17 protein-coding genes are annotated in these 25,493 nt (G+C 69.6%); 11 read left to right on the forward strand and 6 right to left on the reverse strand.

Translation table 11 applies throughout. The features are described from left to right. Positions 1 to 12: 12 nt before the first annotated feature. Complete coding sequence (locus ACFY1P_RS26705; protein WP_361531639.1) at positions 13 to 2,313, reverse strand: tetratricopeptide repeat protein; 2,301 nt, start codon at positions 2,311 to 2,313, stop codon at positions 13 to 15. Beyond that, entirely contained in the window at positions 2,310 to 4,109 is a 1,800-nt protein-coding gene (locus ACFY1P_RS26710) for a serine protease (RefSeq protein WP_361531636.1), read from the reverse strand. Before ACFY1P_RS26710 ends, ACFY1P_RS26705 begins: the two co-directional genes overlap by 4 nt. 371 nt (positions 4,110 to 4,480) lie before the next feature. Here ACFY1P_RS26710 and ACFY1P_RS26715 point away from each other — a divergent pair, with 371 nt between their 5' ends. Further along, positions 4,481 to 5,071 carry a hypothetical protein gene (locus ACFY1P_RS26715; protein ID WP_390752069.1) on the forward strand — a complete coding sequence of 197 codons (591 nt, stop codon included), beginning with the start codon at positions 4,481 to 4,483 and terminating at the stop codon, positions 5,069 to 5,071. Between the two features lie 367 nt (positions 5,072 to 5,438). Beyond that, positions 5,439 to 6,254 carry a class F sortase gene (locus ACFY1P_RS26720; RefSeq protein WP_361531630.1) on the forward strand — a complete coding sequence of 272 codons (816 nt, stop codon included), beginning with the start codon at positions 5,439 to 5,441 and terminating at the stop codon, positions 6,252 to 6,254. Here ACFY1P_RS26720 and ACFY1P_RS26725 read toward each other — a convergent pair. Further along, the gene (locus ACFY1P_RS26725) at positions 6,172 to 6,693 is read right to left on the reverse strand and encodes a MarR family winged helix-turn-helix transcriptional regulator (protein ID WP_390752070.1); all 522 of its coding nucleotides are present in this window, start codon (positions 6,691 to 6,693) and stop codon (positions 6,172 to 6,174) included. The two genes, ACFY1P_RS26720 and ACFY1P_RS26725, sit on opposite strands and share 83 nt — an antisense overlap. Positions 6,694 to 6,763: 70 nt before the next feature. Between ACFY1P_RS26725 and ACFY1P_RS26730 the strand changes: the two genes are divergently transcribed. Then, positions 6,764 to 7,864 (forward strand): hypothetical protein, encoded by a 1,101-nt coding sequence (locus ACFY1P_RS26730; protein ID WP_390752071.1) that lies wholly within the window; start codon positions 6,764 to 6,766, stop codon positions 7,862 to 7,864. Positions 7,865 to 8,135: 271 nt separating this feature from the next. Here ACFY1P_RS26730 and recQ read toward each other — a convergent pair whose 3' ends face one another. Both recQ and ACFY1P_RS26740 read right to left on the reverse strand, forming a co-directional pair. Further along, positions 8,136 to 10,016, reverse strand: a complete 1,881-nt coding sequence (gene recQ / locus ACFY1P_RS26735; protein ID WP_361531621.1) for a DNA helicase RecQ — start codon at positions 10,014 to 10,016, stop codon at positions 8,136 to 8,138. A 946-nt stretch (positions 10,017 to 10,962) separates the two neighbouring features. Continuing rightward, complete coding sequence (locus ACFY1P_RS26740) at positions 10,963 to 13,005, reverse strand: restriction endonuclease (RefSeq protein ID WP_390752072.1); 2,043 nt, start codon at positions 13,003 to 13,005, stop codon at positions 10,963 to 10,965. 227 nt (positions 13,006 to 13,232) lie between these two features. Between ACFY1P_RS26740 and ACFY1P_RS26745 the strand changes: the two genes are divergently transcribed. After that, positions 13,233 to 13,685 carry a hypothetical protein gene (locus ACFY1P_RS26745; RefSeq protein WP_390752073.1) on the forward strand — a complete coding sequence of 151 codons (453 nt, stop codon included), beginning with the start codon at positions 13,233 to 13,235 and terminating at the stop codon, positions 13,683 to 13,685. A gap of 31 nt (positions 13,686 to 13,716) precedes the next feature. On the opposite strand, the gene ACFY1P_RS26750 is transcribed toward ACFY1P_RS26745, so the two are convergent. Then, positions 13,717 to 14,283, reverse strand: coding sequence for a Uma2 family endonuclease (locus ACFY1P_RS26750; RefSeq protein ID WP_390752074.1), 567 nt, complete (start codon positions 14,281 to 14,283; stop codon positions 13,717 to 13,719). 459 nt (positions 14,284 to 14,742) lie between these two features. Between ACFY1P_RS26750 and ACFY1P_RS26755 the strand changes: the two genes are divergently transcribed. The 7 genes from ACFY1P_RS26755 to ACFY1P_RS26785 all read left to right on the forward strand — a co-directional run bounded on the left by ACFY1P_RS26755 (position 14,743) and on the right by ACFY1P_RS26785 (position 25,215). Then, positions 14,743 to 14,946, forward strand: coding sequence for a cold-shock protein (locus ACFY1P_RS26755; protein ID WP_046930152.1), 204 nt, complete (start codon positions 14,743 to 14,745; stop codon positions 14,944 to 14,946). A 217-nt stretch (positions 14,947 to 15,163) separates the two neighbouring features. Continuing rightward, entirely contained in the window at positions 15,164 to 16,678 is a 1,515-nt protein-coding gene (locus ACFY1P_RS26760) for a DEAD/DEAH box helicase (protein WP_361524747.1), read from the forward strand. 729 nt (positions 16,679 to 17,407) lie between these two features. Further along, on the forward strand, positions 17,408 to 17,734 hold the full coding sequence (locus ACFY1P_RS26765; RefSeq protein ID WP_361524744.1) for a MerR family transcriptional regulator: 327 nt from the start codon (positions 17,408 to 17,410) through the stop codon (positions 17,732 to 17,734). A gap of 926 nt (positions 17,735 to 18,660) precedes the next feature. Beyond that, positions 18,661 to 19,485: an SLATT domain-containing protein gene (locus ACFY1P_RS26770; RefSeq protein WP_390752075.1), complete on the forward strand. Its 825-nt coding sequence runs from the start codon at positions 18,661 to 18,663 to the stop codon at positions 19,483 to 19,485. 1,541 nt (positions 19,486 to 21,026) lie between these two features. Continuing rightward, entirely contained in the window at positions 21,027 to 21,347 is a 321-nt protein-coding gene (locus tag ACFY1P_RS26775; protein ID WP_390752092.1) for an HNH endonuclease, read from the forward strand. Between the two features lie 605 nt (positions 21,348 to 21,952). Further along, a complete protein-coding gene (locus ACFY1P_RS26780) occupies positions 21,953 to 23,863 on the forward strand; it encodes a DEAD/DEAH box helicase family protein (RefSeq protein ID WP_390752076.1) in 1,911 nt (636 codons plus the stop codon). 68 nt (positions 23,864 to 23,931) lie between these two features. Next, a complete protein-coding gene (locus tag ACFY1P_RS26785) occupies positions 23,932 to 25,215 on the forward strand; it encodes a hypothetical protein (protein WP_390752077.1) in 1,284 nt (427 codons plus the stop codon). Positions 25,216 to 25,493: the final 278 nt, after the last annotated feature.

Here is a 25,493-nt window from a genome sequence, read left to right on the forward strand (position 1 = left end):
CTCTCCCCCTGGTCAGACGCGGGTCGTCGGGCGGACGCGGTTGGCCAGGTCGACCAGGGCGCCGAGGCCGTCCGGGGTGCGGGCCTGCTGGGCGAGGCCGCGCAGCCGCTGTTCGAGCCGGGTGCGGATGGTGAACTCCTCGTCGTCCGTGCCGAAGAGCGTGCCGCCGCGCCGCTCGGCATCGGCCCTGGAGTCCGCCCGGACCCGGTCCAGGGCCACGTCGAGCAGCTCGGCCTCCAGCCGGTCGCGGGCCGGGCCCGCGGCATGGCCCTCGTCGAGATAGAGCTCCGGCAGCCGCGCCAGCGCCTCCGTGAGGTCGGCCGCCTCCGGCAGGCGCGGCCCGCCCTCCGAGCGCAGCCGCCCGGCGAGGATCCGCACGCACGCCGTACGGGCGGCGTCGTGGTGCCGGGAGACCGCCGGCACGCCGCCCAGCACCTCGACGGCGGCCCCGCGGTCCCCGGTGGCGAGCCGCAGCCGCGCGAGGCCGAAGGCGGCGCTGCCCTGCGACCGGTTCCGCTGCCACACGGCCTGGTAGTAGCGCTCGGCGGCGGGCGCGTCCCCGCGGTGCTCCGCGCAGTAGCCCAGCGCCAGCTTCGGCGCGTACTCACCCGGCAGGTCGGCGTAGACCCGGTCGAACTCGGCCTCCGCCTCGGCCGGTTCGCGCCGGGCCAGGTGCAACAGGCCCCGGTGCCAGCTCAGTCGCCAGTCGTACGGGGCCGGGGCGCCGACCACCGAGCGGGCCGCCGCCAGCCGCTCCGCCGCCTCCTCCAGCTCGCCGAGCTCCAGATGGGCCCGGCACTGCCGCAGCGGGATCTCCACCGAGCTGCGGTCCGACGCGTACAGCTGCTGGATCAGCCGGCGCGGCCCGCTGGCCGTCGGCTGGCCGAGCAGCGCCGCGCCCGGGTCCGCCGGGTCCGGATAGGGCACCGGCAGGACCAGCGGCACCCGGTCGGGCTCGGGCAGCCCGTGGTCGAGTACCGGCCGTCGCGGCCCGCTCAGCCAGCGCTCCAGCGGCGGCACGCGCCCGAGCGAGGCGTCCATCAGGGCGGCCGTCGGCGCGAACAGCGTGGACGGCTCGGGGTGTTCGCGCCCGGTGCGCAGCGCGCGGATCTCCCGCAGCACGCCGCGCAGTTGCTCGGCCATGTCGCGGGCGGAGGCGTAGCGGCCGCGCGGGTCCTCGGCGGTGGCGCGGGCGATGGCGCGTTCGTAGGACTCGCCGCCCAGGCCCGGCGGGCGGTCGGCGGGGGACGCCTCGTCGGACAGCGCCCGCAGCGTCATCCCCACGCTGAAGAGGTCCGAGCGCGGCGACAGCCCGGCGGCCCGGTGGTGCGCGACCTCGGGCGCGACGAAGCCGCGGGCGCCCAGGATCGTGCCGTCCCGGTCCCCGATCCGGCGGACCGCGCCCAGGTCGATGAGCTTGACCCGGTCCTCGTGGTGCATGACGTTGTTGGGTTTGAGGTCGCAGTAGAGCAGGCCCTCGCGGTGCAGGTGGCCGAGCGCGTCGAGGACGCGGCAGCCGTACGCGAGGACGTACTCGAAGACGCGCGGCCCGCCGAACGGGCCGTCCCCGCGCCCGATCCGGTCCTTGACCTGGGACAGCTGCATGCCGCCGACGAACTCCATGACGATGTAGCCGGTGCGCCCGTCGTCCTCGGCGGTGCCCCGGGCCGGGTGCGTCACGTAGTTGATGATGCGGACGATGCCGGGGTGGTCGAGGCGGGTGAGCGAGCGCCGTTCCTCGCCGGCTAGGTGGAGGGCGACGGGATCCCCGGTGTGGATGAGGCCCTTGAGGGCGACGGGGTGGTTCTCCAGCCGGGTGTCGTGGGCGAGATAGACCCAGCCCAGGCCGCCGTTGGCGAGGCAGCCGACGACGCGGTACTGCTCGCCCACCAGGTCGCCCGCGGCGAGGCGCGGGGTGAAGTCGAAGGGGTGCCCGCAGTGGGAGCAGTAGCCGGTGGCGAGGGCGGGCTGGCCGGCGTGCGGGCGGCCGACGACCGCGGTGCAGCCTTCGTAGCCGCACGTCTTGCCGCCGAGCGGCACCTGGGGGTCGGGCACGACGAGCGCCTCGGGGGAGGGGGTGCGCACGAAGGGCAGGTCGAGCAGGCCGTCGCCCGCGGGCTCCACGCTGAAGAGCCGGTCGGCGGCGATCCGCCGCCGGGTGCCCGCGGTGGGCGGGCTCTCCACGGGGGAGCGCTGCGCCGGAGGCCCTATCCGCCGCCCGGTGACCCGGCAGAAGCCCGTGCCGTCGGCGGAGCAGCCCTCGCAGCCGGGGCGGTCGCAGTCGGGTGGCCGGGCTCCTCCTGGCACGGTCATGGCCGGTCGCCTCCTCGCGGGCGGTGGGTGTGCCGCCGTACGGCCTCCGCGAAGCCCTCCACCGCCTCCTCGGCCTCGGTGAGCTCGCAGGGCGCCTGGTAGAGGAGGTTGTGGGCCGTGCGGTAGAGCGGGGCCGCCGCCTGCTCCTCCTCCAGGCTGCGGGCGGCGAGCAGTGCGAAGAACGCCTCCAGCCGGCCGCGCAGTTCGTCGCGGCGCGCGATCGCCGCCTCCGCCCGGCCGATCGCCTCCTCGACCCGCAGCAGCCCCGACTCCACCGCGCTCTCGAACGCCGCGAGCTTCGGCAGGAACCGTCTGCTGCCCAGCTCCGGGTCGTGCCGCAGCCCCGTCAGATCCAGGCGCAGCCCGGCCGCCTCCCGCGGCGCCGGGCGCACGGGCGCGATCAGGGAGGCCCTGTCGTACGCGGTGCGTTCGCGGCGGGCGATGTGCTCGATCCGTTCGCGCACCCGGTCGAGCCGTGCGGCGATCTCGTCCTTGCTCGGGTCGGCCATCCTCAGCGCCAGCTCCAGGCTCTGCGAGTCGGGGTTGCGGAAGACGAGCAACAGGCGGGCGCCCCGGGCGGCGAGCAGGTCGGTGAACTCGACGAGCGCGACGGGGTCGGCCGCGTAGTCCACCCCTTCCGCGACGATCGTCAGCGGCACGGCACGGATGTCACCGAACCGGCCCACCACGGAGTCGCCGTTCCCGGTCCGCAGTCCGAGCCGGTCGGCGACCCGCTCGGCGAACTGCGCGACCGTCTCCCCGGACACCTCGAGCGCGAGGTCGACGCTGCCGACGGGCGGCACGGTGTCGTCCAGCGCCCGGGTGACGACGTGCCCGTTGGTGCCCCCGCCCGGCCGGGCGGGGGAGCGGGGCGCGGGGACGCGCGGATCCCTTCCGGCGCGCGCGGGAAGCGGCGGGGGCGGGTCGGCCACCACCTCGCGGTCGGCCAGCGCGACCGCCCGGCTCAGCGTCGCGGCGCGGGCCGCCTCGCCCTTCTTGATGACGATCGCCTCGACGTCGCGCATGCCCTCCGCGGCGCGGAACCAGCGGGCCAGCCAGCGCCCGAACTCCCGGTCGCGGGGCGCCCCGGAGGGCACCGGCGGCAGCGAGTTGCCGGGCCGTCCGGTCACGTGGTCGCCGATGAGCGGGAGGTACCGCACGACGGTCTCGATGGGGATCATGTACGACAGGTGCAGCTTGCCGTCCGGCGCCGCGGAGCTCCGGTCGTCGTAGCGGCTGACGACCATGCCCAGCACCCGGTGCGTCTCCGCGTCGGTGACGGCCGCCCCGCTGAAACCGGGCCGCACCGTCTCCTCCGGCGTGGCCGGGAAGAGCTGCACCCACTCGCCGCGCGGCCCGCTCGGGCCCGCGATCGTGGCCCGGAACCACACCCCGTCCGCCAGCCCCTTCGTCCGCGGGAAGCCGCACATCCGCACGGCCCGGCCGGGCGACGGCGCCACGCGGTGCAGCGGCGCCGCGTGCCGGGCGTCCTGCGGCTCGGCGAGCCTGAGCAGCGCCACGTCGCCCCGCGAGTCCGCCAGCTCCGGCACCCAGCACCGCTCGGCGACCCGCGCCCGCACGGCCGGCGCCCCGGCCACGCCGACGAGCTCCGCGACCACCTCGGCGGTGGGCTCGGGGCCGCCGTCCCAGGGAATGACATGGGCACAGGTCAGGACGGTGTCCGCGCTGACCAGGATGCCCGCGCCCAGCATCTCGCCGCCGGGCGTGGAAATACGAACCCGCCAAGTCTCCTCGAACGTATGGCCGTTGACGGGGACCTCGGTCTCCTCCCCCATGGGCGCAGAGCATACGCGCGACCCGGCGCGAAGTGACCCCTTGTGACCCAGGGGTCACCGTTCTGTGTGGTCGCGGTCCGGACCTGCGTCCGCGTGCCCCGGGGCGTGACCGGCAGCGTGCGCGGCGGGCGGGCGCCGCGGGATTCACCCGTTCGCCACGCCCGCCGGAGGTTGCTCCGGTCGTCGTACGGTCACCCCCGGTGACCTGCCGTTACGCCTTCCGGGCGGCTCGCCGGGGGCGGCGGATCTGATGTGACGTCAAGGTGCGGCGGGGCCGGAACGCGGTTTTTCTCGGCTTCATAGGAGCGCGGAATTCCTCACGCCTTCGGTGGCACATCGGTGTGCCGCGTCCGCGTTCTCGGAGGACAAGCATGCGTACTGCACGAGTGCTCACCGGGGCCGCTCTGACCATGACGGCCCTCGGGCTGGCGGGCGGCCCCGCGCTCGCCGGGGACTTCGGGAAACTCGAGGTCAGCCCCAGCCCCGCCCAGCCCGGCAGCATGGTCACGGTGAACACCACCGCCTGCGGCCCCGACGGCTCGGGCACGGGCGACGCCAGCGCGGTCGGCGGCCCGGCCTCCTTCGCCCTGAAGCCGGACAACCGCAAGGAGTCCGTCATCGGCCAGTTCAACGTCCCGGCCAAGGCGAAGTCCGGCACGTACGGCATCGGCGTCAAGTGCCGCAACGGCAAGGAGGCGACGGGGGACTTGATGGTGGGCGGAGGCGGCAGCGGCAACGGCAGTGGCAGCGGCAGTGGCAATGCCATGAGCAGCAGCCCCAGCATGGGCGCGAGCGCGGGCACGATGACCACGAAGCCGCCGAAGGGCGGCGTGAAGACGGGCGTCGGCTCCACGAGCGAGAACTCGGGCCTGACGGAGATCATGGCCGGAGCGGCTCTTCTGGCGACGGCGACGGTGGGGGGAACGTTGTTCTTGCGGCGGCGTGGGGGTGGGCGGATCTGAGGTTCGCGCCTGCGGCGGGGCTTTGTTCCCCACCCCGCCCCTTCCCGAAACCGGGGAGACCCCGGCCCCCCCTGACCGCACTTCGCGCGGTGTCCTCAAACTCCCCCAGCTACCTCCCCCAGACTCCGTCCGGGGGTGCCCCCAGAGGTGCCCCCAACGGGCTGGATGTGTTGGCTACGGTCCGCACCAATCAGCCCGTCCGGCGTTTGAGGACGCGCCCGAAGGGCGCTCACGCCGCAGGCGGCAACGGACCCGCAGTCGGGGGTCTGGGGCACGAGCCCCAGTTTCGGGAAGGGGCGGGGTAGGGGAACAAAGCCCGCCGCAGGCGCAAGCAACCCGCACCCGGAAAAGCGACGCGGAGGCCACGATGGGCGAGACGCGGAAGACCCGCCACGCCCGAGCCCGCACCGCCCGCGCCGAACGATCCCGGCAAGCCCGCGCAGCGACCGCACCCCCGCCCCGTACACCCGCCGCGGAAGCCCGCCGCAAGGCGATCGTCGCCACCGCACTCGCCATCGCCCTGTGCATCGGCAGCTGGCTGATCCGGCACGGCGCGGGAACCCAGGGCCCGCCCCCGCAGCCGTCCGCCGCCCAGGCGTTCGCCCCGTACCGCCCCGGCGCCCCCGTACCCCGCATGGGCCCCAGCGTGCCGCCGCTGCCGCCCTCGCCGCCGACGCGGATCCGCATCCCGGATATCCAGGTCGACGCCCCGACGTGGCCCCTTTCGCTGCTGCCGGACGGCGGCCTCGCCAGTCCGCCGGACGACGACCGCGACCTCGCCGGCTGGTACGCGGGCGGCACCACGCCCGGAGCGCCCGGGACCGCGATCGTCGCCGGGCATGTCGACACGGCCGCCGGCCCCGCCGTCTTCTACAGCCTGGGCGCCCTGAAGAAGGGGCAGGCCGTGGAGGTCGCCCGCGCCGACGGCCGGACGGCGGTCTTCACGATCGACGCGATCGAGGTGTACAGCAACGACGACTTCCCGTCCGAGAAGGTCTACGGACCCTCCGCCCGGGCCGAGTTGAGGCTGATCACCTGTGGTGGCGGCTTCGACACGGACGCGCACGCGTATCTGGGCAACGTCGTCGTCTACGCGCACCTCACTTCGGTGCGGGAGCCTTTCCCTCGCGCCCGGCCGGCCGGTCCCGCACCTCTCGCGCCCATGCGGTCAGTCCTGCGATGAAGCCCGCGCGGTCGCGCGGCGACAGGCTGTCGAGCGCGCGCAGCAGCGGCCGGGAGCGCGTGGCGATGAACGCCTCGACCACCGGCAGCCGGTGCTCCGCGACGGCGACCAGCGTGCGGCGCCGGTTCGCGGGGTCCTCGCGGCGCTCGACCAGCCCGGCCCGGTCGAGCGCGCCGACCAGCTCGCTCGTGGTCGACAGCGACAGCCTCAGCCGCTGGGCCAGCTCGCTCACGGCCAGCGGCTGTTCGGCGATCAGCTGCGGCAGCACGGCGCCGTGCCGCGCGGTGAGGTTGTGGGTCTCGAAGACCGTGCGCAGCTCGTCGGGCATCTCGGCGGTCGCCTGGCGGATGTAGGGCGCCAGCAGGGGGACCAGGCCGATGGCCTCGGTCTCCTCGGGTGTGGGGAGCCGGTGTTTCCCGGATTCGGCGGCGTGCGGCATACTGCGATTGTAGATGCTTCGTAAATCCAAACCATTCGGAAATCCGAACTTCTGGACAGGGGGCTCCACCATGCCGTCCATCGGTTACCAGGACGCGGTCAACGACGCGCTGGAGCGCATGCACGACCTCGGTTACGAACGCGGGGCCCAGGGCGACCTCGCCAACCACGGCCCCATGGGCGCCGAGGCACTCGCCGTGCTCGGCCACGGCGACGAGGTCGCCGCGTGGGTCGAGGGCTACCGCACCGTCATGCCCCACCACGAGGTGCCCGCGCCGCGCTTCGCGCTCGACCCGGCCGAGGCCACCTCCTGGCGCCCGGCCCTCGGGGACTTCTCCCGCGCGGGCGACTGGGAGGTCCTCTTCGCCCGCGAACTCGCCGACGCCCCCTGGCGCGAGGTGCTCGCCCGCTGGTGGCCCCGGCTGCTGCCCGGACTGCTCGCGGGCCTCACCCACGGTGTGATCCGCACCGCCCACGCCGTACGCTCCCTCGCCGCCGCGCCGCAGCCCACTCCCGGCCAGCTCACCGAGCTGGCCCGGGGCCTGGCCTACTGGGCGGCCCGGTTCGCCCACCTGCCCGGCGAGGTGCGGATGCGCGGTACGCAGGACCTCGCGGGGGCCGTCGCCGCCCTGCCCCGCACCCCGCACACCGGCGAATTCGTGCCCGGGGTCGCCGCGCGGCGACTGGCCGTCGTGGACACGCTCCCCGGCTACGCCGACGCCCTCGACGCCCTCGCTCCCGCGCGTACGCAGTGGCTGCTCAGCGAGATGACCACCGAGTTCGCCGGGGTCTACCTCGCCCATCCGGAGCTCCCGGCGGTCCCCCTCGTGCACGGCGTCACCGCGCCCGCCGCCGTACGCCTCGTACTGCCCCACCTGCCCGACGAGCTCCACGAGCCCTCGCTCGCCGCGCTCTGGCACGTGCACACCGCCCTGCTGCTCGCCTTCACCGGCGACCGCGGCGGCGAGGCGTCAGTGGCCCGGGACGCGGCGGAGGCGGACGTCCCGCCCTTCGAGGAACTCATCGCCCGTGCGGTGAGCCACGGCGACGAACACGTCCTCAAATTCACGGAGGCGTGCGCGAGGGAGTACGCGCTGCGGCCGGATGCGCGGTTCGGGGCGGCGGTGGTTGCCGCGCAGCGGCGGATTTCGGCGCGGCCGGTGGTGGGGTAGGGGCTCTGCCCTAGACCCCGATGTGTGGGTCCGTCGGCTGACGCGCAGCGCCTGCGGCGCTAGTCCTCAAACCCCGGACGGGCTGATTTCAGCCCGTTGGGGGCACCTCTGGGGGCACCCCCGGACGGAGTCTGGGGGAGGTAGCTGGGGGAGTTTGAGGACACCGCGCGAAGCGCGGTCAGGGGTCAGGGGCGGAACCCCCCACGCGGCGGAGCCGCATATCAGACGCAGCCGGGAAGGGGCGGGGCTGGGGAACCAAAAACAGCCCCAGCTACTCGGCCGACGCCGCCAGCAGGTCAAGGATCGGCTGCCCGTACTTCGCCAGCTTGCCCTCGCCCACCCCGCTGATTCCCGAAAGCTCCTCCAGCGACGTGGGCGCGGCCGTCGCGATCTGCCGCAGCGTTGCGTCGTGGAAGATCACGTACGCCGGGACGCCCAGTTCGCGGGCGGTGGCCGCGCGCCAGGCGCGGAGTTTCTCGAAGACGGGGACGAGCTCCGCCGGGAGGTCGACAGGCGCGCTCTTTTTGGCCGAACCGGACGACGAGCGGGACGCGCTCTTCGCGGCGCGGGCCGGCTCGCGCCGCAGCCGCACCTCGCGCTGCCTGCCGAGCACCTCCGCGCTCGCGTCGGTGAGGACCAGCGTGCCGAAGTCGCCCTCGACGGCCAGCAGGCCCTGCGCCAGCAGCTGGCGGACCACGCTCCGCCACTCCGCGACGCTCAGCTCGGTGCCGATGCCGAAGACCGTCAGGCCGTCGTGGTCGTGCTGGATGACCTTCGCGGTCTTCTTGCCCAGCAGGATGTCGATGATCTGCCCCGCGCCGAACTTCTGCCGCCGCTCCCGGGCCAGCCGCAGCACCGCGGAGAGGAACTTCTGGGCGGCGATGGTGCCGTCCCACGTCTCGGCGGGCGTCAGGCACGTGTCGCAGTTGCCGCAGGGGGTGCTCTGCTGGCCGAAATACGCCAGCAGCTGCACCCGGCGGCACTCGACCGTCTCGCACAGGGCCAGCATCGCGTCGAGGTGCGCGCCGAGCCGGCGGCGGTGGGCGTCGTCACCCTCGGAGCCGTCGATCATCTTGCGCTGCTGGACGACGTCCTGGAGCCCGTACGCCAGCCAGGCCGTGGACGGCAGGCCGTCGCGCCCGGCGCGGCCGGTCTCCTGGTAATACCCCTCGACGGACTTCGGCAGGTCGAGGTGGGCGACAAAGCGTACGTCCGGCTTGTCGATGCCCATGCCGAAGGCGATCGTGGCCACCACGACCACGCCGTCCTCGCGGAGGAAGCGCGCCTGGTTCGCGGCGCGGGTCCGCGCGTCGAGGCCCGCGTGGTACGGCAGGGCGTCGATGCCGTTCTGCACGAGGAAGGCCGCCGTGTCCTCGACGCCCCTGCGGGACAGGCAGTAGACGACGCCCGCGTCGCCCGGGTGCTCGGTGCGCAGCAGCTCCAGCAGCTGACGCTTGGGGTCGTCCTTCGCCACGATGCGGTACTGGATGTTCGGCCGGTCGAAGCTCGCCACGAAGTGCCGGGCGTCCTGGAGCTTCAGCCGCCCCGCGATCTCCGCGTGCGTGGCCTCCGTGGCGGTCGCGGTCAGCGCGATGCGCGGGACGTCCGGCCAGCGCTCGTGGAGCTGGGACAGCGCCAGATAGTCCGGCCGGAAGTCGTGGCCCCACTGCGCCACGCAGTGCGCCTCGTCGATGGCGAAGAGGGAGATCTTGCCGCGGTCCAGCAGCCGCAGCGTGGCCTCGACCCGGAGCCGCTCCGGTGCCAGATAGAGCAGGTCGATCTCGCCCGCCAGGAACTCCGCCTCGACCGTCCGCCGCTCGTCGAGATCCTGCGTCGAATTCAGGAACCCCGCCCGGACCCCGAGCGCGCGCAGCGCGTCCACCTGGTCCTGCATGAGCGCGATCAGTGGCGAGATCACCACACCCACACCGGGCCGCACGAGCGCCGGGATCTGATAGCAGAGCGACTTGCCGCCACCGGTGGGCATGAGCACGAGGCTGTCCCCACCTGCGACGACGTGCTCGATGATCTCTTCCTGGTCGCCTCGGAACGCGTCATAGCCGAAGACGCGCTGGAGGCAGCGCAGGGCGTCGCTGGGGTTGGCGGGGTCGGTGGGGTCGGCGGGACGAGCGGTCTCAGTGGGAGCGGCCATTTTTGAAGTCTACGAGGGTTGGCTTACCCGGATGGGTGACTGTGGATAAGTGGGGTTCGGCCGTGGTCTTGTGCGGGTTGTGTGCGCCTGCGCTTTCCGCTGGGTGCGGGGGCGGTTTTTGGGTGCGGGTCCGTTGCCGCCTGCGGCGGGTGGCCTCAATCGCCGGCCGGGCTGGGTTTGTGGTGGGTGCGTTTTCCGCTGGGTGCGGGGGCGGTTCTGGGTGCAGGTCCGATGTCTTGTGCGGGTCGGTTCGCGCCTGCGGCGGGCGGCCTCAAGCGCCGGCCGGGCTTGGGTGGTGGTGGGTGCCGGGGGTGGGGCCTCCGGGCTGGGGACCTGGAACGCGGTGCGGTTGCTGTGAGGCGTGTTGGGTGCTGTGAAGTCGCACCGCGTTCCAGAACCCCACCCTCCGACCCCACCCCCTCCCACCGGAGAGCGACATCGGGTCGTGGGGCGCGCCGTTCTCTTCTTTCAGCCCGCTGGGGGCACCCCCGGACGGAGTCTGGGGGAGGCAACGGGCGTGCAGGTTCGGGGTCTGGGGCGGAGCCCCAGTTCCGGGGCGCGCCATTCTTTTCAGCCCGTTGGGGGCACCTCTGGGGGCACCCCCGGACGGAGTCTGGGGGAGGTAGCTGGGGGAGTTTGAGGACAACGCGCGAAGCGTGCTTCGGGGGTCTGGGGGCTTGCCCCCAGTTTCGGGAAGGGGCGGGGTAGGGGAAAAAGCCCGCCGCAGGCGCCCACCCGCCCGCAGCCAGGGGGCTGGGGCAGCGCCCCCCACGCGGCGGAGCCGCACATGAGATGCAGCCGGGAAGGGGCGGGGTGGGGAACAAGCCCGCCGTAGGCGCTCACCCGCCCGCACCCGGGGGTCTGGGGCCCGTGCCCCAGTCGGGAAGGAGCGGGGTTGGGGAACAACGCGCCGCAGGCGCAAGTGACCCGCACCCGACCACCCCCCTCAAGCCACCTCTATCCCGAACCCCTGAACAAGCTCCTCCAGCCCACCCCGATACCCCTGGCCCCCGAGCACGAAATCCCAGTCCCCGTTCGCCCGGCGGCGGAAAGAGCCGAGGACCAGCGCCGTCTCACCGGGCCGCCCGTCCGAGACCTCCAGCTGCCCCAGCTCCGTACCCACCGCATCGGACAGCCGGATCCGCGCGTCCGTGAATTCCGAGAGGTCCGCCTCGGGGTTGGCCTGCGGGTCCACCGCGGCGACCAGCACCAGGCGGTCCGCCTCCCGGGGCAGTGCCTCGAAGGCGACCCGGACCGCCGCCTTGTCCCCGGCGGAGGGGGACACCGCGCGCACGGAGCCGTCGGGGGTGGCCGGGTTGTTGAAGAAGACGAAGTGATCGTCGCTGAGCACCCGCGTGCCCTGGCAGACGAGCGCGCACACGTCCAGGGCGACCCGGCCGGACCACGACATGCCCAGGACGTTGTGATCACCGGCCGCCGGTTCCGGCTCGGGGGCGGGCTCGGGGTCCACGGACCGGCGCGCGGCCGCCGCCGACGTGCCCGGACCGCCGCCCAGCCGCCCGCGCAGCCCGTGCCGGCCGAGCAGGCCGACGAGCTCCTCGCCGGACACCAGGGTCAGCGGCTTCCCGTTGGCGAAGGTGTACGAACCGGGGCCGAAGCCCGACGTCGTCACCAGCACCCCCTTGTTCGCGCCCGCGCCCTGCACCGTCCCGTACAGATCGCGCACCGCCGTCGGCGGCACTGTCTTGCGGTACCGCTTCACCTGCACGATGATCCGGCCGCCGCTGATCGGGTCCGGGTCCAGGGCCTCGACGTCCACGCCGCCGTCGTTGGAGCGCGTCGTCATCACGGCCCGCATGCCCCGGGCCCGGAACAGCTGGGCGACCAGCTCCTCGAACTCGATCGGGTCCATCTCGAAGAGGTCCGGGTCGTCACCGCCGCCGTGCGACACCACGCTCCGGCCGACCTCGTCGGGCATCCGCCCCGGACGCACCGCCGCCAGCTGGTCCGGGCGGGCGGACAGCTGGCCGCCCAGCCCGTCCACGAGGCAGTCGACCGCGCTGACCTGCGCCAGGTGCAGCCCCTCGAAGACCTGCCGCGACACGGCGACCGTGGCCAGCACGATCTGCGCCCGCCGCCCGGTGACCGGGTCGTGGTCGTCGACGAAGCCGTTGAGCGCCACGGATTCGAGCGCCCCGAACCCGTCGGCGGCGAACAGCTCACGCACCGTCAGCAGCAGGCACTGCGCAAGGACATCCCGGTAGAGGGCGCGGCGTTGGGCGGCCGGGCGGGCCGTCTCCTTGTCCTGGTCGGCGGTCGGCATGTACCGCACGGCCTTCGCCTCCGGCACGATGTCGTAGCCCGGCAGCTCCGTCGTCAGCACCAACTGCCGCGCGCCCGGGTCGTACGCGGCGGCGATCTGGTGCGGGAACTCCTGCGGCCAGGCGGAGGAGGCGTAGAGCGCGGCGGAGAAGTAGTCGACGACCGCGTCCGGGTCGCGCTCGCGCAGTGCCTCGGTCATCTCCGCGACGCCCGCGTTGTAGCGGCGTATCTCAGCCAGCTGTCCGGCGGCCCACTGGTCGTACTGCTGCCGGTACGCGGCCAGCTGCTGCTGCCGCTGCGCCTCGGCCGCCTGGGCAGCTTGCCAGTCGCGCTCGAACTGCTGGCGCGCGAAGCGGTACTGACCGGGGTCGGGCATGGCCACCGGGTGCGCCAGGTGCCCCGGCTGGAAGGGGTCGACCTCCTCGGGTCTGCGCAGCGCCGCCGGGGTGAACGCCGGGGCGGCGCACCCGGCCGCCAGCAGCCCGGTCAGCTCCGCGACCCGGCCCTCCAGCTCCTCCGTACGGCGCAGGGCCTCGGCCTCGCGCCGCTGGCGGTACGCCGCGCGCTGCTCCCGGTCGAGCCGCGCGGTCTCGCGCTCGTACGCCCGCTGCTGCCGCTCCTGCTCGCGCTGGGCCTGTATCCGTTCCCGGTGCGCGGCCTCACGTTCGCGCTGCTGCTGACGCTGTGCCTCGGCCCAGATGCCCATCAGTCCATTGGAGCGACGACTCATGCGGAAACATGCCCTCCCCTCGGGACGCCCCGGCGCCCCGGACCCCGTACTGGCCCCACAACCAGCGGTAAGGAATCCGACTTTAGTCGACTTCAGATGATCCGATCGGAGGAGGTGATCTTCGCGCACCCGCTGCCCCTCACCCAGCCGCTCACCCAAGTGAGTGATGTGTGGATTTATGGGTACGTGCTTACGTCATGAATATGCCGAACCGTACGAGGCTTTGCGCCGCCGCCGCCGCGGCCGTCGCCGCCGCCACGTTGCTGACCGTCGGCCCGCTCTCCCCGCCCGCCTCCGCGGCTGCCACGGCGGCGCAGCAGTCGAGGGCCCAGGCCCGCGTCAACGACTTCTTCCGCGACTACCGCCAGGCCGTGCTCCACAAGAGCCACTCGACCCCCGCCCAGGTGCGCGCCCGCTACCTCGCCCCCGACCTGGACAAACGCCTCGACGCCTGGGCCCTCAAGCACGACGCAGACCCCGTCTTCCAGGACCGGAACGCCCCCGCCTCCTGGAAGACCCGCTACGAGGGCAGCGGCGCCGGCCACTCCACGGTCGTCCTCACCGAACGCTGGTCCGGCGGCAGGTCCCAGGAGGTCTGGTACTCGGTCCGCCTCTCGGACCTGACCATCAACGACCTCGAAGCGCCGCCGAAATAGGGGAGTTGTGCGGCGCTGCCCGAGCGCGGGGTCAGAGCTGACCGAGGTCGATCTCCACCGGGAAGGGGGCCGAGACCTTGATGACGCCGGTGAACACGTCTCCGTCCCTGTAGGCCCTGGTCGCCGGGTCGAGAACATGGGTGTAGACCAACGGGACGCCGGTCGCGGCCTGTTCGATCCGCCAGTAGAAGGTGATGCCGGACTTGGCGTACTGGTCCACCTTCACGATGCGGTCGGTGGTTTCCGACCCCGGTGAGACGACCTCGGCGACCAGCAGCACGTGCTCCGGACGGGTGGGTGTGACATCGATCGTGTCCGCGCGGTAGAGCACGGCATCCGGACGACGATTGGTGAGCGGGACGTCCTGAAGCCGGACGTCGAAGTCCGTGTCGGCGTTCCAGTCCGGTCCGGCGGCGGCGTCCAGGGCATTCGCCAGGATCCGGGCCCGACGGTTGTGCCGCTTGGACGCGCGGGGACGCGCGACGACCATCCCGTCCACGATCTCGATCCCGGCGCACTGTTCCTCGGGCCAGGAGCCGTACTGCTCCGCTGTGACCTGCTCGTGCATCCACGCAGGGGCCACCGTTCCGGCGGTCATGACGCACCTCCCGACCGCTGTGCGAGCGGGCCCGTTCCCGCCGGGTTCAGCGTACTGGCGCCTCGGCCGGATGCAGGCGCCATGGCCGCATCCGGAGCCGGCGCGCTCCCGGCCCCGGGAGCCCGGGCGGTGGCCGAGGTGTCGACGTATTTCGGGTCGAATGCGGACGACCGCCGATTCTGAATATCTCCTGCTGCAACTACAGAAATGGCCACCGGCGCGGTAAGGGTTTTTTGCCCTCTCGAAAGTGCCGGGATCATGTGCCGCGCACGGCCGCCGGTACCGTGCTACCTTCGATCTCAGTCGCAGTTGTGGTTCCCAAGACTTAAAGCGTGCTCGCTTTCGTATATGGCGGAGCGCTTTCGTATTCCCGGTTTTTATTTCCGGACGGGCAATCAACGCAGCGATACGGAGCTCACACGGTGTGGGCTCCGGGCACTGCCCCGAAGGAGATATGACATGGCTACTGGCACCGTGAAGTGGTTCAACGCGGAAAAGGGTTTCGGCTTCATCGAGCAGGACGGTGGCGGCGCTGACGTCTTCGCCCACTACTCGAACATCGCCACCCAGGGCTTCCGCGAGCTGCAGGAGGGCCAGAAGGTGAACTTCGACGTCACGCAGGGCCAGAAGGGCCCGCAGGCCGAGAACATCGTTCCCGCCTGACGCTGACGCGTAAGACCGAGCTGGGGCCCGCACCTTGGGTGCGGGCCCCAGCTCGTTGTATTCCGGGGTTTCCCGCGCGCCCGACCACGGCCGCACATGCGCCCGGCCGGCAGCCGGCCGCTCCTCTCTCATTTCATCGGTTCGTTCTTGCGATTCTCTGTGCGCGGCTCGATGCCGCCGGGAATTCCTCGGCGTACCGCATCGAGGAAGGTTCTCCATGAACCGCACAGCTCGCACGAATGACCGTTACTCCCGCTCCGCCGGCTCGTCCGGCTCGGGTCGCGGCGGCTACCGCTCCGGTGGGCCGAACCGCTCGGGCGCAGGTCGCTCCGGGGGCTCCGGGCGGCGTCCCTCGGCGCTCCAGGGAGAGTTCGCCCTGCCCGTCACCCGCACTCCCGCCCTGCCCCCGGCCGGGACGTTCGCCGAGCTGGACATGGCGCCGGCGCTGCTGGCGGCCCTCGCCGCGGAAGGCATGGCCGCCCCGTTCCCCATCCAGGCCGCCACGCTGCCGAACTCGCTGGCCGGGCGCGACGTCCTCGGCCGCGGGCGCACCGGATCGGGCAAGACGCTGGCCTTCGGCCTGGCCCTGCTGGCCCGTACCGCCGGGCAGCGCGCCGAGCCCCGTCAGCCGCTGGCACTGGTCCTGGTGCCCACCCGGGAACTGGCCCAGCAGGTCACCGACGCCCTCACCCCCTACGCCCGGTCGCTCAAGCTGCGGCTGGCCACCGTCGTCGGCGGGATGTCGATCGGCCGCCAGGCCGGCGCGCTGCGCGGCGGGGCCGAGGTGGTCGTCGCCACGCCGGGACGGCTCAAGGACCTCATCGAGCGCGGTGACTGCCGGTTGAACCAGGTCGGCATCACTGTGCTGGACGAGGCCGACCAGATGACCGACATGGGCTTCATGCCCCAGGTCACCGCGCTGCTCGACCAGGTCCGGCCCGAGGGTCAGCGGATGCTCTTCTCGGCCACCCTGGACCGCAACGTGGACCTCCTGGTCCGGCGCTACCTGACGGACCCGGTGGTCCACTCCGTCGATCCCTCGGCGGGCGCGGTCACGACGATGGAGCACCACGTGCTGCACGTCCACGGTGCCGACAAGTACGCCACCGCCACCGAGATCGCCGCCCGCGAAGGCCGGTCGATCATGTTCCTGGACACCAAGCACGCCGTGGACAACCTCACCAAGCACCTGCTGAACAGCGGTGTCCGGGCCGCGGCCCTCCACGGTGGCAAGTCCCAGCCCCAGCGCACCCGCACCCTGGCCCAGTTCAAGACCGGCCATGTCACCGTCCTGGTGGCCACCAACGTCGCCGCCCGCGGCATCCACGTCGACAACCTCGATCTCGTCGTCAACGTCGACCCGCCCAGTGACCACAAGGACTACCTGCACCGCGGTGGCCGCACAGCGCGCGCCGGCGAGTCCGGCAGCGTCGTCACCCTCGTCCTGCCCAACCAGCGCCGCACCATGGACCGCCTGATGGCGGACGCGGGCATCACCCCGCAGACGACCCAGGTCCGCTCCGGGGAGGCCGAGCTGAGCCGCATCACCGGCGCCCGGACGCCCTCCGGCATCCCGGTCACCATCGCCGCACCGGTCGTGGAACGTGCCAAGCGCGGCGGCTCCTCCAGCCGCGGCCGCCGCAGCCGTCCCGCCCAGGCCCGCCGTGCCACCGGATCGGCCCGGACCGCGGCACCGGCCGCGCGGCAGACCTCCTCGGCCCGAGCCGCCTGACCGGCCCCGGCCGCCAGGACTGACCGGACCTCACGGCGGTCGTCCGCCCTCGGCCCCCCCACCACGTACCCGTCGGCACCGTCGACGGGTACTTTGGCATGCCCTGCCACAGGGCCGGGTTCACCGCGACGTGGGTGATGCGCCCCTGTCCCCACAGGGATCCGGCTGGTCATGTCTTCAACCCGGGTGTCACTCTTCCGGGTGTCAATGAGACAGAAGTCCACTCGCTGGATGTTGAGAAAATCTATCGCGACGAGAGTAGACATGGGTGCGTGCGAGGGCTAGTGTTTCCCTCGTACCCAAGAAGTCGAAGAGGGCACGGCAGAGATGAACTGCCGTGCGAGCAGGTCAGGCAGGAAGCGGAACGGCAGTGGAGTGACGGGGCCGGAGATGGTGGGTCCCTTCACTGACTGCCGGGCCGAGCGGCCCCAGGGGCCGCATGCAGTACCCGCGATATCCAGCAGTACAACCGAGTAACCGAAGTGAGAAAAGGAGCAGACGCCATCAGGATCGCCCGGGCGAGGAAGCACACCGCTCGGGTACCGCAGGCCCCGGATTGGAAGGTGGTCCCCGGTCACGCATCCGCGATCCCCGCGCCTCCGCCCTGCCAGGCGGACCAGCGGAACAAGAAAGCCGGCGCAGTCAGCCGGTAGATGGTGTTGAAAGCTCGGGGCCCGGGTGCCGGTACGGCACTCGGGCCCCTCGACGCGTCCCCGAAAGAAGAGGTCTATGACCCCTCGCAGTTCCCGCCCCGTCGACAAGTTCGACGACGACGACTACCCCGCCTACACCATGGGCCGGGCCGCCGAGATGATCGGCAGCGCTCCCGCCTTCCTCCGCGCCCTCGGCGAACACCGCCTGATCACGCCCCTGCGCTCCGAAGGCGGCCACCGCCGCTACTCCCGCTACCAACTGCGCATCGCGGCCCGCGCGCGCGAACTCGTCGACGCCGGCACCCCCATCGAAGCCGCCTGCCGCATCATCATCCTCGAGGACCAACTCGAAGAAGCGCAGCGCATCAACGAAGAACTGCGCGCCCGCGGCGCCGCGTCGTAACGACGTCCCGGGGCCGGCTGCCTGCCCGAGCTGATCACCGCTGCGGCCGCGACCTGACCCGCAGGTGTGGGAACTGCATACCGAAGGCCGCCTACCGAGATCGGCAGGCGGCCTTCGCGCTGGTGCCCCCGGGCAGATTCGAACTGCCGACACCCGCTTTAGGAGTGGGATCGGATCTGTGACGGTGGGTGCCCGGTCGTGCCGCGTGGTGCTGTTCTGCCTGATCAGCACCACGCGGCATGTTGCACTGCCCTGTCCAGGACGGCTCGTGTCACGCCGTCCGCTCACGCATCGCTCACGCAGTGAGGTCAGCTGGCCTTCGCCCCCGCTCGTCCACTACCTCCTGACGGACCCGGGTGAGGCCCTGCCGTTGACCCCGGCACCCCCACCGGGCTCCAGAGGGCAGGGCCATGTATGCGGCCCCTGGCCGACCATCGACGAATACCTCCTCACGGTTGGCACAGGTACCTGCCCAGAGCGCTCGCTCGACGCCGTCCTCCGCATCGATGACGTGGCGCGTACGCGTCCCGGTCTCGAAGGGATCTTGTCGCTTGCTGGCTGGATCTTCGAAGTTCAAGCCTCTGGGGCCATAAGCGTCAACTATCCTCCACGCATGTTGTCGGGATCGTTGCAGGTTGACTCGCGAAGCTGACAACGATCACGAACCAACGGGGAAGGTCTTGGAAGCCGTCTATCCGATCCTCGCTGCTGTCGGCGTGGGCTCATTGGTCACGATTGCCGGTGTCGCCGGCGGAGCGTTCCTCGTCATTGCGGCCCAGCGAAGTGCTCGTCCCGTACAGCGGGAAGGGGATGCTGACGCCCTGTCCGGGGGTGCAGCGGCGGATGCATCGGCAGGCCGCAGGCAGGTCCCTATGCCTCATCTGCCCCCAGTGGGCCAACCCTTACGGAGAGAAAGGTCAGGGACGATGGAGGACGCTTCGCAGGGCACGACAGACAGAGTGAATGCCCTTATTAGGCACAAGAAGGGCATAGCCGAAATCCGGGTCGCCTTACGGATTAGGACCATCCAGACAGTCACCCGCTGGTTAGCCGGAGCCCTTGCCGTCGTCCTGCTCTTCGCTTTCGTCATCGCGAACGTAGCCGTTGGATGGTCCGCTATCGCCCTCGCAAACAAGATCGCCATCCCCGTCTTCGCGCTCAGTACCGGGACCTTCTGGCTGATCCGATACATGGAGACGAACGCGGAGGGTCACTACGAGAAGACGGCACGCGAGCTAAAGATCGAACTTGAGGCGGCGGAAGAATTGCGCCTCTTGGATGCCGCTCGTCTCGGACTCCCGGTCCCGGACCGCCAATACTCATACAAGGACTCGATCCCGGCAGAGCTTGAAAGCCTACGCAAAGACGGAAAGAAGTATAGAAGGAAGCATAACGTCGCTCAATCCATCATCATCGTCGGGTCGCTGGCTGGAACCGCCGTATCCGCCCTTGCCGACACACCGGCTCCCCTCAAGTACTGGGCGATGGGTATCACGTTCTCCGTAGGCGCTGCGGCAGGCTTCACTGGTTACTACAAGTGGCGCGAGCGGGCGTTTTACCTCCAGCAGACAGCAGACGACATAGAACGCCACGCTACGGCTTTCGACTTGGGCATTTACCCGTACGACGACCCTGACGAGAACACCCGGCTGGCCAAGCTCGCTAAGGAGATCGAACTCCTGAGAGTCGAGCAACGCAAGCGCGAACAGCAGCTTGACCAGCCACACGAAGGGAGCGCAGAGGTCGTCTAGTCTCAATGCTGGCGTTTAGGCGGTATTCGGTGTAGTTAGAGGCAGTGGAGGTGAACAGCTAGTTGGGCTGGTAGCGCACGAAGTGCCTGGTGTGCGATGGAAATTCAGGACCCCCCGGATATAGCAACGGTGGCAGATCCGACGGTGGCTGGGGCTTCCGCTCCGGGGGAGGGCGCGACTACCGCAGCCCGGGCGGTAGCCACTTCGACTCCGCCGGGGCCGCACTGGCTCGTTCTGGCGCGGGCACTATTGCTTTGACAGCCGACACCCTCTTCTAGGCGACTACACGATCCCCCCTGAGCATGCTGTTGGTTCGGTACAACGGGTTTGGCGAAATCCGAGAGGCCGCTGCCTCCTAATTTCCCGAGTGTCAGCCACCTTCGTCAGTGCCGTGCCCTACCTTGAACACTGCACTGAATGCGCGCCGAGCATGACGATGAGGGGGGAGACGGGAACTCATGCGGAGATGTGCTGTATGCGGCGTAAACATCAGCCACCGGCATGGACTAGCGAAGTACTGTTCGGATACATGTGCCCTAGAAGCACGCCGACCGACCATGCTCATCTGCGAAGAGTGCGGCACCCGCTTCGTTCGGCCGAACCACCCCGGTGCGCCACCCCGTTACTGCTCCGAGGGCCACAGGGCCGCCGCGAGGGCCCGTAGGTCCAAGAGTCATCACACGGCACGCATGGAGGAGCTGCGCCTCCTTCGGGGAGACAGAAGATGTCAGGTATGCGGTGCCGACATTATCCACCTCAAGGCCTTCGCCAAGTACTGCAACCAGCAGTGCTGGTACAAGGCTCAGGGCCATATTCCGCATCAGCCCGCTATGTCCCGTGAGGAGCGGCTGCTCCAGCGGCGCGAGAGGCGGGCAGAGTCAAGAGCGGACTCGATAACCCTCTGGTGCAAAGGCTGCGGGTGCCCTTTCGAAGTACCAGGCGGCAAAGCGGGGCGCAAACCACAGCATTGTCAGCCATGCCGGGATCTCAGCAAACCGAAGGTGCGCGCGGAGCCTCGTGCATGCAAAGGCTGCGGCCTCACGATCCCACCTGGAAGGCGTTCCCTCGCTCTCTACTGCTCGCTTGCGTGCCAGGTCACCATGAACAACCTTGCGCAGGCGGAGCGTCGCAAGGTGCAACGTGCAGAGGCGAAACAAGGCCGGCGCTGCGAGATTTGCTGGCAACCGATCGAGGCGCAGGAACACGGTCTCCGCAAGTACTGCGGTTACGGCTGCTGGTACCGCGCCAACCACAAACCCAAGTCCAAGGTCCGCTCCTGCGTCTGGTGCGGTGGCACGATGTCTCATCGTCCAGCCATCGCCAAATTCTGCGGACAGTCCTGCTACTTGAAAGCCCAGTACAAGCGCAAGGTGGGAACAACCCTCCGTTCACGCCCGTGCGCCCACTGTGGCGAGAGCATGCCTCTCAGTACGGCGAACCGCGTCTACTGTTCGAGCCGCTGCTCCCGGCGCGCCTACTTCGAGGCAAATCCGGAGAAGGTCCGCGCTGCGAAGCGTCGCGGAAACCACCAACGCCGGGCGATGTTGGCCAATGCCAAGCGGTACAGCATAACTGGGCGTGATCTCGCTCGACTGTGGGGCCGGTACAGGGGTGCATGTGCCTACTGTGGCGAGAAGTCTCGATCCCTGCATCAAGAGCACATCATTCCGATTTCCCGAGGTGGAGATGACAGCATCGGGAACTTGATGCCAGCGTGCCCCGACTGCAACTTCGCCAAGGGGGACCGGACGGTCATGGAGTGGCGGCTCGGGAAGAAGTCACCACGCTATAGAACCGGGCGGCCCTCCCCAGAACTTCCCGCACACGGAGCTCACCGACTGGCAGATCGCCTACTACGGTGACCACCGCCCGCGGCTGTCCCTCACCCACGATGCGGCTCGCCACAGGGCCCGCGGATCTCCGCAGGACGTACAGTGCATTCCCGAAGTCTCCGCTCCACTCCGACGCTTCCGGGACCCCGGGCACGGGCTTCGGAGCGTGCGAGGAGTGTCTCGTAGCCGCGGGCCAGGCGATCGCGAAGGTTGACGGTGATCTCGTCGAGCCGACGTTTCTGGGCCGGGCCGGGTTGCAGGAGCGGGCATCGCAAGCATGCGTGCTCGTGGGCGCAAGGAGTCAGATCAAATCCCTGGCGGACGGTGCTCAACCGTGCTGCCTGGCGCTGTTCTGCCTGATCAGCGCCACGCGGCATGTCACTCTGTCCTGTTCAGAACGGTACGTGTTGCGCGGGCCGCTCACGCAGCGAGGGAGCGGACGACGGGGCAGTCGCAGTAGGCTGCCCCGCTCGCAGGGCGTCCCGGACAAGAACGCGGTCACACGCGCAAGATCTGATTCGGCACTGGACATCGCGCTGCTCCCAACCTGACGTCCCAGCACATCCCGCTGCCGAACAGCCAGCTCTCGAGCATTCGTGGCTGATTGTCAGACCCGGCCGATACGCTGCGGAGCTATGACGGGAGTCTCTGATGCGTCTCGTGGCCAGCGGCGTGCGTTCAACAGCGCCGAACGCGTGGCCTTGTATCTCGCGGCCGACGGGCGCTGTTCTGGATGCGGCCAACTGCTGGCTCCGGGCTGGCACGGAGATCACATGCAGGCGTGGTCCAAGGGCGGGGCGACGGACATCGTCAATGGGCAGGCCCTCTGCCCGAACTGCAACCTGAAGAAGGGAACGGCTTCTATGGCAGATGCGTTCGGGCTGCGCGAGTGGCAGCAGGAGGCTCGTGAGCGCTACCACGGCCGTAATGGCGGCGAGGCCGGCAACTTCCTGGTCGTGGCCACTCCAGGGGCAGGTAAGACCACATTTGCGCTGACCATCGCTCAGGACCTGATCGATCAGGGAACGATCAGCCGCCTTGTGGTGGTGGTCCCCACCGCGCATCTGCGCCGCCAGTGGGCCGAGGCGGCCCACCGAAAGGGAGTGCAGCTCGACGATACGTTCGTGAACAAGAGCGGTACCGTGGGTAGCGACTACGACGGCGTCGTGGTCACGTACCAAGCCGTAGCGTCCTCACCCCTTCTGTGGCGCAAGCTGACTTCCGGTCGAGCCCTCGTGGTCTTCGACGAGATCCATCACGCAGGCGATGGGGAGAACCTCACCTGGGGGCAGGCGCTGAAGGACGCCTTCGAACTCGCTACTCGCAGACTGCTGCTCTCCGGAACTCCATTCCGCAGTGACGCAAAGCCGATCCCGTTCGTGTACTACGAGAACGGTCGTGCCGTTCCCGGCTACAACTACGACTACGGTATGGCACTTGCAGACGGCGGCGTGGTGCGTCCGGCGGTCTTTCCAGCTATGGACGGTGAGTCGAAGTGGCGCCGCTCTGGCGAGTTGGCCACTACATCCATCACACTCGCCGAGACCGACGAGAAGACTGTCCCTCCTGCCTTGCGCGCTGCGCTCGATTGGAATGGGGAGTGGATTCCGTCGGTGCTTACGGAAGCGCACGCCGCCTTGACTCAGGCTCGAATAGATACCCCGGATGCTGGTGGCCTCGTGGTTGCCAGTGACCAGAGCGCTGCTCGTGCCTACGCTGCGATTCTCGAACGGATTACGGGTGAGCGGCCAGCCATCGCCGTGTCAGATGATCCAGAGGCGTCCAAAATTATCAAGGCGTTCGCTGAGTCCACTCAGCAATGGATCATCGCGGTACAGATGGTGGCTGAGGGCGTGGATATTCCGCGACTTGCGGTCGGCGTATACGCCTCGCGCGTGCGTACGCAAATGTTCTTCATTCAGGTCGTCGGTCGATTTGTTCGGATGCGAGGGGACGAGGATGAAACCACCGCCCGGGTTTTCATCCCTTCAATTGAGCCACTTCTGTCCTACGCGAGAGATATCGAGAAGACCGTTGATGCGGTGCTGGCCGATGAGGAAAAGCGGGTTCGCGAGACGCAGGAGAGCGAAGGCGACCCCGATGAACCCCCATCGCTCATTCCGACCATCGAGGTGATTGGCTCCTCGGTCGCACGTCACCATGCCACTATCGCGAATGGTGAGGCGATTACGACGGAGGAGAAGATACGGGCCGAAGCTGTATTGAGCGCTGCCGGGTCCGCTCTTCCTCGGAGCACGACTCCTGAAGCCGTTGCGCTCATTCTTCGACTTGGTGGCCAAGCGGCTCCTGCGCCTGAGCAGCGGGACCCGACGCCCACGCACACGACGCTGTCCGACCGGAAGAAAGATGTCCGGCGTTTGATCAAGAGGAAGGTTGGCAAGTTGTCCGTTGCCAGGGGCGTTCCTCATTCTCATATTCACAGTGAAATGAACCAGCGTCTGGGTAACAAGATCACCGATGCCCCGTTGGATTCTCTCTATAAGCGCGTTGACCTGTTGGACGGCTGGCTGAAGGAGGAAGAATGAGTCGATCAGACGGTAATGCAGTGCTGGTCAACGTCCTAAGTTCGTCTGTCCGTTCCACTCTCAACGGGATGGAGACCGCGCCGGGACTGATCCGGCGTGTCTTGGAGGAGGAGTCGTGGCGGCAGTTCACGACTCCCCGTGGGGAGGAGGTCACGCACGACACCTTCGAATCGTTCGTGACCTCGGCGCCTACTGGGGGGCTGGGACAAACCCTGGATGACGTTGTACGTCTCATCGGGGACGATGAGGACACCCTCGACCTGCTTGCACGGGCGCTCGGCGTCCCGGCAGCAGACCTGCGGGAGTCCGGGCGGCTGGCCACAGGCGTCGACCCTGTTGAGCGTGACGCGCGCGACTTTGGGGCGTACGCTCGCTCAGGGGGATGGATCTTTGGCCTTTTGGTGGCTCGTAATGTCCAGCCGGCATCAGGGCAAGGCAAGAAGTCCGAGCCATCTCCCAATGGCATGCGCCGCGACGGTATGAAGGTGTCGGCTAAAAAATTTGCCGAAATGGCAGGCACGTCCACTACTCGCGTGATGCGGTTCTATCGGGCGTGGGAGTGTGCTTCTGAGGCAGGTGTAGTTCCTGGCTTTGGAGATCTCGTGCCTGACGTCGACGTCGAACTGCCCGATGCTGACCTTTGGGGTGGATACTTCGCGAGCGCCGAACGTAGTACGGAAAGGCGCCAGAACATTTCGGCACAAGCTGAAGCGGCGGGCACTAGCTTCGCGGGCGCTCTTCACGTTGCCCACCATCCGAGCGACCTGAAGACCGCGATCCTCGCCGACGCGAAGACGGCGGAGGTTGCGCGCGAAGCGTTGATGCAACGGATGGAGGAAGATTCAGACCTTCAGGCTGCTATGGCGCGAACCGTGACTGAAGTCCCGCAGCTCAAGAAGGCGGTGGCTGCCGCGGTCAAACGAACAGACCAGCTCGAATATGTCCGCAAGATTGCAGAAGAGGGGACGTTCAGGACCCCCGCCGGCCAGGTTGTTGATGTCCCCGGAGAGGTCAAAGCCGAGGCTGGGCGCCGACTAGCAGAAATCGGGCATCGAGACGCCGACCCTGCTGAGTCCGTCGCTGAAGTATACGAGGCGGTCAATCAGCTTATGGCTGAGTCGATTGAGGCTGACCCAGAAATTAAAGTCCGGGAGCGTCGGGCCAGGTTCTACAGCAGTGTTCGGAAGGTATCGAAAGTGTTCGAGCAGCTCGACCTGGGCGATCTCTCCGATGCGTACGAGGTGGATATGCTCGAGGAGTTGGAGAGCCTTCAGAAGACCGTCGCAGCGTGCATCGAGAGCCTCAGGGAGGCAGCTCCCCATCCTGCTCTCCGTGCGGTGGATGGCTTTTGATGCCGTCTCTGGCGGCGATGGTTGTCGACGAACGAGTGCCTCGCTGCCACGCTCTGACCGTTTCAGAATGTGATCCGGGACCTGTAGGGGTGAAGGCCGCAGCGGGTCAAGTTGAGAAGTCCCACGTGATTCGGGGGTGGTCTCTCCAAGACCGCCCCCGGCAATTCGGGCTCACTGATGGTCATCAACTGGGTCGGACTCAGTTGTCATTGGTCAGCGAGGAGCGCCGCATGGGTGGTGTGGTAGTCACGCGGGGCAGACGTGTGACCGGCGGCCCC

The organism is Streptomyces sp. NPDC001407 (assembly GCF_042895325.1).
Taxonomy (GTDB): domain Bacteria; phylum Actinomycetota; class Actinomycetes; order Streptomycetales; family Streptomycetaceae; genus Streptomyces.

Excerpts from the sequence above, each read along its gene's own strand:
- ACFY1P_RS26745 (WP_390752073.1), top strand. The coding sequence starts at position 13,233 with ATGCCGAACCGTACGAGGCTTTGCGCCGCCGCCGCCGCGGCCGTCGCC.
- ACFY1P_RS26770 (WP_390752075.1), top strand. The coding sequence starts at position 18,661 with ATGGAGGACGCTTCGCAGGGCACGACAGACAGAGTGAATGCCCTTATT.
- ACFY1P_RS26760 (WP_361524747.1), top strand. The coding sequence starts at position 15,164 with ATGAACCGCACAGCTCGCACGAATGACCGTTACTCCCGCTCCGCCGGC.
- ACFY1P_RS26750 (WP_390752074.1), bottom strand. The coding sequence starts at position 14,283 with ATGACCGCCGGAACGGTGGCCCCTGCGTGGATGCACGAGCAGGTCACA.
- ACFY1P_RS26775 (WP_390752092.1), top strand. The coding sequence starts at position 21,027 with ATGTTGGCCAATGCCAAGCGGTACAGCATAACTGGGCGTGATCTCGCT.
- ACFY1P_RS26765 (WP_361524744.1), top strand. The coding sequence starts at position 17,408 with ATGACCCCTCGCAGTTCCCGCCCCGTCGACAAGTTCGACGACGACGAC.
- ACFY1P_RS26710 (WP_361531636.1), bottom strand. The coding sequence starts at position 4,109 with ATGGGGGAGGAGACCGAGGTCCCCGTCAACGGCCATACGTTCGAGGAG.
- ACFY1P_RS26785 (WP_390752077.1), top strand. The coding sequence starts at position 23,932 with ATGGAGACCGCGCCGGGACTGATCCGGCGTGTCTTGGAGGAGGAGTCG.
- ACFY1P_RS26725 (WP_390752070.1), bottom strand. The coding sequence starts at position 6,693 with ATGCCGCACGCCGCCGAATCCGGGAAACACCGGCTCCCCACACCCGAG.
- ACFY1P_RS26705 (WP_361531639.1), bottom strand. The coding sequence starts at position 2,313 with ATGACCGTGCCAGGAGGAGCCCGGCCACCCGACTGCGACCGCCCCGGC.
- ACFY1P_RS26730 (WP_390752071.1), top strand. The coding sequence starts at position 6,764 with ATGCCGTCCATCGGTTACCAGGACGCGGTCAACGACGCGCTGGAGCGC.
- ACFY1P_RS26755 (WP_046930152.1), top strand. The coding sequence starts at position 14,743 with ATGGCTACTGGCACCGTGAAGTGGTTCAACGCGGAAAAGGGTTTCGGC.
- ACFY1P_RS26740 (WP_390752072.1), bottom strand. The coding sequence starts at position 13,005 with ATGGGCATCTGGGCCGAGGCACAGCGTCAGCAGCAGCGCGAACGTGAG.
- ACFY1P_RS26715 (WP_390752069.1), top strand. The coding sequence starts at position 4,481 with ATGCGTACTGCACGAGTGCTCACCGGGGCCGCTCTGACCATGACGGCC.
- recQ (WP_361531621.1), bottom strand. The coding sequence starts at position 10,016 with ATGGCCGCTCCCACTGAGACCGCTCGTCCCGCCGACCCCACCGACCCC.
- ACFY1P_RS26780 (WP_390752076.1), top strand. The coding sequence starts at position 21,953 with ATGACGGGAGTCTCTGATGCGTCTCGTGGCCAGCGGCGTGCGTTCAAC.
- ACFY1P_RS26720 (WP_361531630.1), top strand. The coding sequence starts at position 5,439 with ATGGGCGAGACGCGGAAGACCCGCCACGCCCGAGCCCGCACCGCCCGC.